This is a genomic window from Bradyrhizobium sp. CCGE-LA001, from assembly GCF_000296215.2.
Lineage (GTDB): Bacteria > Pseudomonadota > Alphaproteobacteria > Rhizobiales > Xanthobacteraceae > Bradyrhizobium.
On the sequence record NZ_CP013949.1, the window covers coordinates 4,855,795 to 4,865,633 of the forward strand.

The following is a 9,839-nucleotide window of genomic DNA, read 5'->3' on the forward strand; positions in this document are numbered from 1 at the left end:
TGTGTAGTCCTTACGTAAAAACTGCCGCGACGGTTCGTCGGACATGTTGCTCAGGTGGGCTGCCTGCGTTCGCCCTAGCAGCGGGTAGTGAATGGCGATTAGCGAGATGTACTCGCTATTCGCCACTCCCCATTCGCCAACTCAGTAGTGATCCTCGAAGCGCTTGGCGAGCTCGTCGATGTTCTCCGGCGGCCAGCCCGGCACTTCCATACCGAGATGCAGACCCATCTGGGCCAGCACTTCCTTGATCTCGTTCAGCGACTTGCGGCCGAAGTTCGGAGTGCGGAGCATTTCGGCTTCGCTCTTCTGCACGAGGTCGCCGATATAGACGATGTTGTCGTTCTTCAGGCAGTTGGCCGAACGCACCGACAGCTCGAGCTCGTCCACCTTCTTGAGGAAGGCCGGGTTGAAGGCGAGGTCCGGGATGATCTCCTGGGCGACTTCCTTGCGCGGCTCTTCGAAATTGACGAACACATTGAGCTGGTCCTGGAGGATGCGGGCGGCATAGGCCACCGAGTCATCCGGCGAGATCGCGCCGTTGGTTTCGATCGTCATGGTCAGCTTGTCGTAGTCGAGAATCTGGCCCTCGCGGGTGTTCTCGACCTTGTAGGAGACCTTGCGGACCGGCGAGTACAGGCTGTCGACCGGGATCAGACCGATCGGCGCGTCCTCGGGACGGTTACGCTCGGCGGGCACGTAGCCCTTGCCGGTCGAGACCGTGAACTCCATGCGGATCTCGGCGCCCTCGTCGAGGGTGCATATCTGCAGGTCCGGATTGAGGACGGTGACGTCGCCGACGGTCTGGATGTCGCCGGCGGTGACGACGCCCGGGCCCTGCTTCTTCACGACCATGCGCTTGGGGCCTTCGCCCTGCATCTTGATCGAGATGTCCTTGATGTTCAGCACGATGTCGGTGACGTCCTCACGGACGCCCGCGATCGAGGAGAACTCGTGCAGCACGCCGTCGATGTGCACCGACTGCACCGCCGCGCCCTGGAGCGAGGAGAGCAGGATGCGGCGCAGCGCATTGCCGAGGGTCTGGCCGAAGCCGCGCTCGAGCGGCTCGGCGACGATGGTCGCGAAACGCGAGGGATCGCTGCCGGGGGTCACCTGGAGCTTGTTCGGCCGAATCAGTTCTTGCCAATTTTTCTGGATCGTCACTGTTTCACCCATACAGGCCAGTCAATTTGACAGTTCAAATACTGGCGTTGGAGAAAGGCCGCAGAGCATTCCCGCGGCTTCTTTTGAAAAGTCATCGCGGGCGCCGATGCGCCCGCAATGTCGTATCAAACGCGCCGACGCTTGCGGGGACGGCAACCGTTGTGCGGGATCGTGGTCACGTCACGGATCGAGGTGACGGTGAAGCCCGCGGCCTGGAGGGCACGGAGTGCGGACTCGCGGCCCGAACCGGGACCGGCGACTTCGACTTCCAGCGTGCGCATCCCATGCTCCTGCGCCTTCTTCGAGACGTCTTCCGCGGCGACCTGCGCGGCATACGGGGTCGACTTGCGCGAGCCCTTGAAGCCCATCGTGCCGGCGGAGGACCAGGCAATCGTGTTGCCCTGCGCGTCGGTGATGGTGATCGTGGTATTGTTGAACGACGAGTTCACGTGCGCGACGCCGGAGGCGATGTTCTTGCGCTCACGACGACGAACGCGGGTGGCTTCCTTGCCCATAGAGTACCTTTCCTGGAGATATCAAACGCCGCCGTAATGCCAGCGGCTACACCTGTGGAAGCGAATAACGAGTAGCGAATGGCGAATAGGGAAGCTCCCCTACTCGCCATTCGCCACTCCCGATCCGCCAGTTTACTTCTTCTTGCCGGCGATGGCCTTGGCCGGCCCCTTGCGCGTACGCGCATTGGTGTGGGTACGCTGGCCGCGCACCGGCAGACCACGACGATGACGCAGGCCGCGATAGCAGCCGAGGTCCATCAGACGCTTGATGTTGATGCCGACCTCGCGACGCAGGTCGCCCTCGACGAGATAGTCGCGGTCGATCACTTCGCGGATCTGGAGCACTTCGGCGTCGCTGAGCTGATTGACGCGACGATCCACGGGGATCTTCACCTTCTCCAAGATCTCACCGGCGATCTTCTGACCGATGCCATGGATGTACTGGAGCGCGATCAGCACGCGCTTGTTGGTGGGAATGTTCACGCCGGCAATACGGGCCACGGCCTTCTCTCCTGTCGCCGATCCTCGTCAGGACCGGGCTTAAGTGCTTGTGTTCTCGGGCAGGTGTTCACAAACGCGAACACGACGCCCACCCCCGGTCTTCCTGGGGCCCGGCATCGTCTGAAACTATCCGACTTGGATGCGGGGCTTATTAGGGGATTCCAGGTGCTTTCGTCAACCGCTGCTAGCGTTTGGCTCGCTTTTTCGTGACCTTTTTTGCAGCCTTCCTGGCACCCTTTTTGACGGCCCTCCCGGCGGTCTTTTTGGCCGCTTTCCTGGGTGCCTTCTTGGCACCCTTCACGGCCTTCTTGGCGGCCTTTTTTGCCGGTTTGGCGGATTTCTTCGCCGTTTTGGCCGACTTTTTGGCCTTCTTGCCCGCCTTGGCCTTCTTGGCCGGCGCCGCCTTGGCCGCGCTGCGAGCATGCGTCTTGGGTTCCACCGCGCCCAGCGCCAGCAGCTGGCGGTGGATAGCGCGGGTGACCTCGTCGATGGCCATCATGCCGTCGATGGTCGAAAGCTTCCGCCGCTCGGAATAATAATGAATCAGCGGTTCCGTCTGGCTGCGGTAGCTGGCGAGCCGCTTGGTCAGGACCTCCGGAGTGTCGTCGACCCGGACCTCCTCTCCGCGCTCGCGCATCTGGGCGACGCGGGTCTCGACGCGGTTCAGGAGCGCACTCTCGTTGACACGAAGCTCGATGACGGCATCGAGCTTGAGGTGCTTGCGCCTCAACAGCTCATCCAGCGCCTCGGCCTGCGGCACGGTGCGCGGAAAACCGTCGAGGATGAAACCGTTCCTGGCGTCCGGCTGGTCGATGCGGTCTGAGATGATTCCGACCACGACGTCGTCCGGCACGAGGCCGCCGCTCGCCATGATCTCCTTGGCCTTCAGCCCGACCGGCGTTCCCGCCGCAACGGCCGCGCGCAGCATCTCGCCGGTCGAGAGCTGGACGATGCCATAGCGCTGCACCAAGAGCTGCGCCTGGGTCCCCTTGCCCGACCCCGGCGGTCCCAGAAGTATAATTCTCATCGGCGTACGCCCCCCGGATTGGTGAGCGATACGTCGCGCACCTGCGTTTGAAGATCAAGAACAGTGCAAACCACAATCAGCGCCGCACCGCTACCCTATCATAGGGGAGCGAATGCGCGGACGCCAAGAAGGCCTTTGAAATCAGTGATTGCGTCGCCACCGCAGCAGCTCTGTCGGTGCGCCGAACGGCCGACTGGTCGCATCTTCGAACGCCGCGGTTTGCTCGCGCGACGAATCGGTGACGCAGCTGCGACGTCCCTCGAGGACGCCGCGTTCAGCGGCGGCGGCCGCGCAGCTTCGACTTCCGGATCAGGCCCTCGTACTGGTGCGCCAGCAGATAGCCCTGCACCTGCGCCACCGTATCCATGGTGACGCTGACCACGATCAGCAGCGAGGTGCCGCCGAAGTAGAACGGCACCGAGGCGTAGGAGATCAGGATTTCCGGAATCAAGCAGACGATCGCGAGATAGATCGCGCCTAGCACCGTGATGCGCGACAGCACGTAGTCGATGTATTCGGCCGTGCGCTCGCCGGGGCGGATTCCCGGAATGAAGCCGCCATGCTTCTTCAGATTGTCGGCGGTCTCGGTCGGGTTGAACACGATCGCGGTGTAGAAGAACGCGAAGAACACGATCAGCGCCAGATACATGATCAGGAACAGCGGACGGCCGTGGCCGAGCTGGGTGTTGATCCACTGGAACCATTCCGGGCCGCTGCCCGAATTGAAGTTCGCAACCGTCGTCGGCAGCAGCAGCAGCGAGGATGCGAAGATCGGCGGGATCACGCCCGAGGTGTTGAGCTTGAGCGGCAGATGCGAGGACTGGCCCTCGAACATCTTGTTGCCGACCTGGCGCTTCGGATACTGGATCAGCAGACGGCGCTGGGCGCGCTCCATGAACACGATGAAGGCGATCACGACGACGGCCATGATGATGACGATCAGGATCAGACCGGTCGACATCGCGCCCTGACGGCCGAGCTCGAGCATGTTGGCGAGCGCTGCGGGCAGTTCGGCGACGATGCCGGCGAGAATGATCAACGAGATGCCGTTGCCGATGCCGCGCGAGGTGATCTGCTCGCCCAGCCACATCAGGAACATGGTGCCGCCGGTCAGCGTGATCGCCGTGGACAGGCGGAAGAACATGCCGGGCTCGCTGACGACGTTGCCGGCGCCTTCGAGGCCCACCGCGATGCCGTAGGACTGGAACGCGGCCAGGATCACCGTGAGATAGCGGGTGTACTGGTTCAGAGTCTTGCGGCCAGCCTCGCCCTCCTTCTTCAGCGCCTCGAGCTGCGGCGAGACGGTGGTCAGGAGCTGGATGATGATCGAGGCCGAGATGTACGGCATGATGTTCAGCGCGAAGATCGCCATGCGGTGGATGCCGCCGCCGGCGAACATGTTGAACATGCCGAGGATGCCGCCCGCCTGGGAGCGGAACACCTGCTCCCAGATGTTGGGATCGATGCCTGGCAGCGGGATGTAGGTCCCGAGCCGATAAACGAGCAGCGCACCCAGGGTGAACCAGATGCGCTTCTTCAGTTCGTCGGCCTTGGCAAACGCGCCGAAATTGAGATTGGCTGCCAGTTGTTCCGCTGCAGAGACCATCTTGGACTTTCTCCCGCCGCCTGTTGCGCCGTCATGCCCGCGGCCGGGCTACTTTAGCGGACGCCGGACATTATCTGGGGCTCGGCTTCGATAAGTCCACGTCCCGCCTGCGTAAAGGCCCGCGAGGCGCGGGCCAATGACGCAGTTGTTACGCCGCCTCGCCTTCTTCCTTGGCAGGGGCGAGGATCTTGACCGAACCGCCGGCCTTCTCGACCGCCGCGATCGCGGTCTTGGAGGCGCCATGCACTTCGATGTTGAGCTTGGACTTGAGCTCGCCGCGGCCGAGCAGCCGCAGGCCGGCCTTGGCGCGGCGCAGCACGCCGCCCTTCACCAGGGCCTCGACGTTCACGACGCTGCCGGCGTCGATCTTCTTGGCATCGACCGCTTCCTGGAGCCGGTCGAGATTGATCTCGGCGAACTCGACGCGGAAGATGTTGTTGAAGCCGCGCTTGGGCAGACGGCGATGCATCGGCATCTGGCCGCCTTCGAAACCCTTGATGCGCACGCCCGAACGCGCGGTCTGGCCCTTGCCGCCGCGGCCGGACTGCTTGCCCTTGCCCGAACCGATGCCGCGGCCGACGCGCATGCGCTTCTTGCGCGAGCCGGCGTTGTCGGCGATATCGCTGAGCTTCATCGCCCTTCTCCTTGTGTCATGCGCACGATCGTCACCGGGAAACCGGGATCGCGCGCCGTTTCTTACTTCTCGTCGACGATGCGGACGAGATGGTGAACCTTCTCGATCATGCCGCGGACGGCCGGGGTGTCCGGCAGTTCGCTGGTGCGGCCGATCTTGTTGAGCTTGAGCCCGATCAGCGTCGAGCGCTGCGAGTGATGGCGGCGGATCGCGCTGCCGGTCTGCTCGAGCTTGATCGTCTTTTCGGCCTTGGCCATGGGAGTCTACTCCGAAAGCTTCCGTTAGTCGGCAGCCGCCTCGGCATCGCCGCCGATACGACGGGACTGCAGAGTGGACACCTTGATGTTGCGGCGGGCAGCGACCGAGCGCGGCGAATCCTGATGCTTCAGCGCGTCGAAGGTTGCGCGAACCATGTTGTACGGGTTCGACGAGCCGATCGACTTCGCCACCACGTCCTGGACGCCGAGCGTCTCGAACACGGCGCGCATCGGGCCGCCGGCGATGATGCCGGTACCGGCCGGGGCAGCACGCAGGTAGACACGGCCCGCGCCGTGACGGCCGGCGATGTCGTGATGGAGCGTGCGGCCCTCGCGCAGCGAGACGCGGGTCAGGTTGCGCTTGGCCGACTCCGTCGCCTTGCGGATCGCCTCAGGGACTTCGCGGGCCTTGCCGTGACCGAAGCCGGCGCGGCCCTTCTGATCGCCGATCACGACCAGCGCTGCGAAACCGAAACGCTTGCCGCCCTTGACGACCTTGGCCACGCGATTGATGTGGACGAGCTTGTCCACGAACTCGCTGTCGCGCTCTTCACGCTCCTTGCGCTCGCGTCCGCCGCCGCGCTGATCGCGTCCACCACGTTGTTCGCGTTCTGCCATTTTTCTAATCCTTCAGAGGCTTACGCCTCAATCCTCAAATTCTGTTAGAAGCTCAGCCCGCTCTCACGCGCGGCGTCGGCAAGAGCCTTGACGCGTCCGTGATAGAGATAGCTGCCGCGATCGAACACGACTTCCTTGACACCCTTTTCAGCAGCGCGCTCGGCCAGCAGCTTGCCGACCGCCTTTGCCGCATCGATGTCGGCGCCGGTCTTGCCCCCGTCCCGCATTGCCTTCTCTAGCGAAGAGGCAGAGGCCAGCGTCTCGCCCTTCAGGTCGTCGATGACCTGGGCGTAGATGTGCTTGGACGAGCGGAACACCGACAGACGCGGACGGCCACCACCGGAGCGGCGCAGCTTCAGCCGCACACTCCGCTTGCGCCGGGCATTCGTAACCTTGGCTTTGGACATGACCGGCTCCGTTACTTCTTCTTGCCTTCCTTGCGGAAGATGAATTCGCCAACATACTTCACGCCCTTGCCCTTATAGGGCTCCGGCGGGCGATAGGCCCGGATCTCGGCGGCGACCTGGCCGACGCGCTGGACGTCGCTGCCGGTCACTGTGATCTCGGTCGGCTTCGGAACAGTGATCGTGATCCCTTCCGGGATCGGATAGACCACGTCGTGGCTGTAACCGAGCGCGAGCTGGAGGTTCTTGCCCTGCATCGCGGCGCGGTAGCCGACGCCGGTGATCTCGAGCTTCTTCTCGAAGCCCTTGGTGACGCCTTCGACCAGATTCGCGACCTGAGCGCGAGCGGTACCGTACAGCGCCCGCGCGCGGTTGGTCTCGGCCCGCGGCTTGACCTTGATCTGGCCGCTCTCGAGCTTCACCTCGACCTCGTCATGGACGACGAACTGAAGCTGGCCCTTGGGCCCCTTCATCTTGACGGTCTGCCCATCGACGGTCGCGGTCACACCCGACGGAACCGCCACAGGCCTTTTGCCAACACGTGACATGGATGAAAAATCCTTCTCAGAACACCGTGAAGAGGACTTCACCGCCCACATTCGCGTCACGCGCGCTGTGGTCGGCCATGATCCCCTTCGGCGTCGACAACACCGAAATGCCGAGCCCGTTGTTGACCCGCGGCAGGGCCTTCACCGAAGCGTAGACACGACGCCCAGGCTTGGAGACCCGCTCGATCTCGCGGATGACGGGCTCGCCGTCGAAATATTTCAGCTCGATCTCGATCTCGCTGCGCCCCGAGGGATGCTCGAGCGTGGCGTAACCGCGGATGTAGCCCTCGCTCTTGAGGACCTCGAGCACGTTCTCGCGCATCTTCGAGCCAGGCGTGGAGACCTTGGTCTTGGAGCGCATCTGCGCGTTGCGGATGCGGGTGATCAGATCGCTGATTGGATCGTGCGTAGACATCTAAACGACCCTCCTTACCAGCTCGACTTCACGAGGCCCGGGACCATGCCCTTGGAGCCAAGGTCGCGCAGCGCGATACGGGACAGCTTGTTCTTGCGGTAGTTCGAGCGCGGGCGGCCCGACAACTCGCAACGCAGGCGGATACGGGTCGCGGACGAGTTGCGCGGCATTTCCGCCAGCTTCAACGTCGCAGCGAAGCGCTCTTCCATCGGCAGCTTCTTGTCGGCGATGATCGCCTTCAACCGCTCGCGCTTGGGGGCGGCGTTCTTCACCATCCGCTTGCGACGGTTGTTCTTCTCGACTGAACTCTTCTTTGCCATGCTTGGCTCCTGGGTATCCGCGTTTGAGAGGCTTTAGGACAGCATCTCACTGCCGGAACGGGAAATTGAAAGCGGTCAACAAGGCCCTCGCCTCTTCGTCGGTCTTGGCCGTGGTGCAGACGGTGATGTCCATGCCGCGGGCTTCCGTGACCTTGTCGAAGTCGATCTCGGGGAAAATGATGTGCTCCTTGATGCCGAGCGAGTAGTTGCCACGGCCGTCGAAGCTCTTCGGGTTCAGGCCGCGGAAGTCGCGGACGCGCGGCAGCGCGACCGTCACCAGGCGATCGATGAACTCGTACATGCGGGCCTTGCGCAGCGTGACCTTGCAGCCGATCGGCTGGTTCTCACGCAGCTTGAAGGTCGCGATCGCGATGCGCGAATAGGTCACGATCGCCTTCTGGCCGGCGATCTGGGTCAATTCGGCGGCGGCGGTCTCGGCCTTCTTGCGGTCGTTGACGGAATCGCCAACGCCCATGTTCAGCACGACCTTGTCCAGACGTGGAACCTGCATGACGTTCTCGTAACCGAATTTCTCGGTCAGCGACGTGCGGATCTTCGCATCGTATTCCGCGCGCAGGCGCGGGGTGTAAGCGGCCTCAGCCATCGATCTCAGCTCCCGAGCTCTTGGCGATGCGGACCTTCTTGCCGTCCGCCAGAATCTTGAATCCGACGCGGGTCGGCTTTCCGTCCTTGCCGACATACGCGATGTTGGACAGTTGGATCGGCGCCTCTTTCGAGATGATGCCGCCCTCCTGGGCCTGCGTCTGCTTCTGGTGACGCTTGACCACGTTGATACCGCGCACGAGCGCCGTGCCGGCGTCGGGGCGAACCTCGAACACTTCGCCGGTGCGGCCCTTGTCGCGACCGGTCAGCACGACGACCTTGTCGCCCTTGCGGATCTTCGCAGCCATCACAGCACCTCCGGCGCGAGCGAGATGATCTTCATGTGGTTCTTGGCGCGCAGTTCGCGCGGCACGGGCCCGAAGATACGGGTACCGACCGGCTCGGCCTGATTGTTGATCAGGACCGCGGCGTTGCGGTCGAAGCGGATGACCGAACCGTCGGCGCGGCGGATGTCCTTGCGGACGCGCACCACGACGGCTTTCATCACGTCGCCCTTCTTCACCTTGCCACGCGGAATGGCTTCCTTGATCGAGACGACGATGATGTCGCCGATCGTGGCGTAGCGGCGCTTGGAGCCTCCGAGCACCTTGATACACATGACACGGCGTGCGCCAGAATTGTCGGCCACGTCGAGGTTGGTCTGCATCTGAATCATTGATGCACCTCGTCCTCTTTCTATTTGCGCCAGCCCAGCCGGCGCTCAACATTTCCCTGAAGTCAGTCGGCTAAGGCCAACAGATCAGGCGCTTTTCTTGTGCTCGCCCCGGATCACGACCCAGCGCTTCAACTTCGAAATCGGCTTCGATTCCTCGATCCACACCACGTCGCCCGGCTTGAACTGGTTGCTCTCGTCGTGCGCGTGATAGTTCTTCGAACGGCGGATCGTCTTCTTGTAGATCGGGTGCGTGAAGCGGCGATCGACGCGCACCACGATGGTCTTGGCTTGCTTGTCGCTGACGACCACGCCCTGCAAAGTACGTTTCGGCATCTTCGTAAGCCTCTTACTTCTTCTTCGCGCGCGTCTGCGCGGCGACGGTCTTGATCCGGGCGATGTCACGGCGAGCCTCGCGCAGGCGCGAGGTGTTCTCGAGCTGCCCGGTGGCGCGCTGGAAGCGCAGATTAAAGCGCTCCTTCTTCAGGTTCAGGATGGCGTCATCCTGCTGGTCGGGGCTCATCGCGCGGATGTCTTCGATCTTCATCTGGGCCATG

General features: G+C 63.1%; 17 protein-coding genes. All 17 read right to left on the bottom strand.

Annotation, left to right across the window (positions count from 1 at the left end):
- Positions 1-141: 141 nt before the first annotated feature.
- The 17 genes from BCCGELA001_RS22625 to rpmC all read right to left on the bottom strand — a co-directional run bounded on the left by BCCGELA001_RS22625 (position 142) and on the right by rpmC (position 9,838).
- Positions 142-1,173, bottom strand: coding sequence for a DNA-directed RNA polymerase subunit alpha (locus BCCGELA001_RS22625; RefSeq protein ID WP_060736365.1), 1,032 nt, complete (start codon positions 1,171-1,173; stop codon positions 142-144).
- Positions 1,174-1,286: 113 nt separating this feature from the next.
- Positions 1,287-1,676 (bottom strand): 30S ribosomal protein S11, encoded by a 390-nt coding sequence (gene rpsK, locus BCCGELA001_RS22630; RefSeq protein WP_007603045.1) that lies wholly within the window; start codon positions 1,674-1,676, stop codon positions 1,287-1,289.
- 132 nt (positions 1,677-1,808) lie between these two features.
- Entirely contained in the window at positions 1,809-2,177 is a 369-nt protein-coding gene (gene rpsM, locus BCCGELA001_RS22635) for a 30S ribosomal protein S13 (RefSeq protein ID WP_008549231.1), read from the bottom strand.
- A 184-nt stretch (positions 2,178-2,361) separates the two neighbouring features.
- Positions 2,362-3,204 carry an adenylate kinase gene (locus tag BCCGELA001_RS22640; protein ID WP_060736366.1) on the bottom strand — a complete coding sequence of 281 codons (843 nt, stop codon included), beginning with the start codon at positions 3,202-3,204 and terminating at the stop codon, positions 2,362-2,364.
- Between the two features lie 274 nt (positions 3,205-3,478).
- Positions 3,479-4,810 (bottom strand): preprotein translocase subunit SecY, encoded by a 1,332-nt coding sequence (secY, locus tag BCCGELA001_RS22645; RefSeq protein ID WP_008549235.1) that lies wholly within the window; start codon positions 4,808-4,810, stop codon positions 3,479-3,481.
- Positions 4,811-4,958: 148 nt separating this feature from the next.
- On the bottom strand, positions 4,959-5,444 hold the full coding sequence (gene rplO, locus BCCGELA001_RS22650) for a 50S ribosomal protein L15 (protein ID WP_008549236.1): 486 nt from the start codon (positions 5,442-5,444) through the stop codon (positions 4,959-4,961).
- Positions 5,445-5,506: 62 nt separating this feature from the next.
- Positions 5,507-5,701, bottom strand: coding sequence for a 50S ribosomal protein L30 (gene rpmD, locus BCCGELA001_RS22655; protein WP_008549237.1), 195 nt, complete (start codon positions 5,699-5,701; stop codon positions 5,507-5,509).
- Between the two features lie 24 nt (positions 5,702-5,725).
- Positions 5,726-6,319 carry a 30S ribosomal protein S5 gene (gene rpsE / locus BCCGELA001_RS22660; protein WP_008136332.1) on the bottom strand — a complete coding sequence of 198 codons (594 nt, stop codon included), beginning with the start codon at positions 6,317-6,319 and terminating at the stop codon, positions 5,726-5,728.
- A 44-nt stretch (positions 6,320-6,363) separates the two neighbouring features.
- Positions 6,364-6,726 (bottom strand): 50S ribosomal protein L18, encoded by a 363-nt coding sequence (gene rplR, locus BCCGELA001_RS22665; protein ID WP_008549238.1) that lies wholly within the window; start codon positions 6,724-6,726, stop codon positions 6,364-6,366.
- Positions 6,727-6,737: 11 nt separating this feature from the next.
- Positions 6,738-7,271 (bottom strand): 50S ribosomal protein L6, encoded by a 534-nt coding sequence (gene rplF / locus BCCGELA001_RS22670; RefSeq protein ID WP_008549239.1) that lies wholly within the window; start codon positions 7,269-7,271, stop codon positions 6,738-6,740.
- Between the two features lie 16 nt (positions 7,272-7,287).
- Positions 7,288-7,686 (bottom strand): 30S ribosomal protein S8, encoded by a 399-nt coding sequence (rpsH, locus tag BCCGELA001_RS22675; RefSeq protein WP_008549240.1) that lies wholly within the window; start codon positions 7,684-7,686, stop codon positions 7,288-7,290.
- Between the two features lie 14 nt (positions 7,687-7,700).
- Positions 7,701-8,006, bottom strand: a complete 306-nt coding sequence (gene rpsN, locus BCCGELA001_RS22680; protein ID WP_060736367.1) for a 30S ribosomal protein S14 — start codon at positions 8,004-8,006, stop codon at positions 7,701-7,703.
- A gap of 46 nt (positions 8,007-8,052) precedes the next feature.
- Complete coding sequence (gene rplE / locus BCCGELA001_RS22685; protein ID WP_008549243.1) at positions 8,053-8,610, bottom strand: 50S ribosomal protein L5; 558 nt, start codon at positions 8,608-8,610, stop codon at positions 8,053-8,055.
- The gene (gene rplX / locus BCCGELA001_RS22690) at positions 8,603-8,917 is read right to left on the bottom strand and encodes a 50S ribosomal protein L24 (RefSeq protein WP_008549245.1); all 315 of its coding nucleotides are present in this window, start codon (positions 8,915-8,917) and stop codon (positions 8,603-8,605) included. The genes rplE and rplX overlap by 8 nt, the downstream gene beginning before the upstream one ends.
- Positions 8,917-9,285, bottom strand: coding sequence for a 50S ribosomal protein L14 (rplN, locus tag BCCGELA001_RS22695; protein ID WP_008549246.1), 369 nt, complete (start codon positions 9,283-9,285; stop codon positions 8,917-8,919). Before rplN ends, rplX begins: the two co-directional genes overlap by 1 nt.
- Before the next feature lie 84 nt (positions 9,286-9,369).
- Positions 9,370-9,618, bottom strand: a complete 249-nt coding sequence (gene rpsQ / locus BCCGELA001_RS22700) for a 30S ribosomal protein S17 (protein WP_008549247.1) — start codon at positions 9,616-9,618, stop codon at positions 9,370-9,372.
- Between the two features lie 13 nt (positions 9,619-9,631).
- On the bottom strand, positions 9,632-9,838 hold the full coding sequence (gene rpmC, locus BCCGELA001_RS22705) for a 50S ribosomal protein L29 (protein ID WP_011088144.1): 207 nt from the start codon (positions 9,836-9,838) through the stop codon (positions 9,632-9,634).
- Position 9,839 lies beyond the last annotated feature (1 nt).

Excerpts from the sequence above, each read along its gene's own strand:
- BCCGELA001_RS22625 (WP_060736365.1), bottom strand. The coding sequence starts at position 1,173 with ATGGGTGAAACAGTGACGATCCAGAAAAATTGGCAAGAACTGATTCGG.
- rpsK (WP_007603045.1), bottom strand. The coding sequence starts at position 1,676 with ATGGGCAAGGAAGCCACCCGCGTTCGTCGTCGTGAGCGCAAGAACATC.
- BCCGELA001_RS22640 (WP_060736366.1), bottom strand. The coding sequence starts at position 3,204 with ATGAGAATTATACTTCTGGGACCGCCGGGGTCGGGCAAGGGGACCCAG.
- secY (WP_008549235.1), bottom strand. The coding sequence starts at position 4,810 with ATGGTCTCTGCAGCGGAACAACTGGCAGCCAATCTCAATTTCGGCGCG.
- rplO (WP_008549236.1), bottom strand. The coding sequence starts at position 5,444 with ATGAAGCTCAGCGATATCGCCGACAACGCCGGCTCGCGCAAGAAGCGC.
- rpmD (WP_008549237.1), bottom strand. The coding sequence starts at position 5,701 with ATGGCCAAGGCCGAAAAGACGATCAAGCTCGAGCAGACCGGCAGCGCG.
- rpsE (WP_008136332.1), bottom strand. The coding sequence starts at position 6,319 with ATGGCAGAACGCGAACAACGTGGTGGACGCGATCAGCGCGGCGGCGGA.
- rplR (WP_008549238.1), bottom strand. The coding sequence starts at position 6,726 with ATGTCCAAAGCCAAGGTTACGAATGCCCGGCGCAAGCGGAGTGTGCGG.
- rplF (WP_008549239.1), bottom strand. The coding sequence starts at position 7,271 with ATGTCACGTGTTGGCAAAAGGCCTGTGGCGGTTCCGTCGGGTGTGACC.
- rpsH (WP_008549240.1), bottom strand. The coding sequence starts at position 7,686 with ATGTCTACGCACGATCCAATCAGCGATCTGATCACCCGCATCCGCAAC.
- rpsN (WP_060736367.1), bottom strand. The coding sequence starts at position 8,006 with ATGGCAAAGAAGAGTTCAGTCGAGAAGAACAACCGTCGCAAGCGGATG.
- rplE (WP_008549243.1), bottom strand. The coding sequence starts at position 8,610 with ATGGCTGAGGCCGCTTACACCCCGCGCCTGCGCGCGGAATACGATGCG.
- rplX (WP_008549245.1), bottom strand. The coding sequence starts at position 8,917 with ATGGCTGCGAAGATCCGCAAGGGCGACAAGGTCGTCGTGCTGACCGGT.
- rplN (WP_008549246.1), bottom strand. The coding sequence starts at position 9,285 with ATGATTCAGATGCAGACCAACCTCGACGTGGCCGACAATTCTGGCGCA.
- rpsQ (WP_008549247.1), bottom strand. The coding sequence starts at position 9,618 with ATGCCGAAACGTACTTTGCAGGGCGTGGTCGTCAGCGACAAGCAAGCC.
- rpmC (WP_011088144.1), bottom strand. The coding sequence starts at position 9,838 with ATGGCCCAGATGAAGATCGAAGACATCCGCGCGATGAGCCCCGACCAG.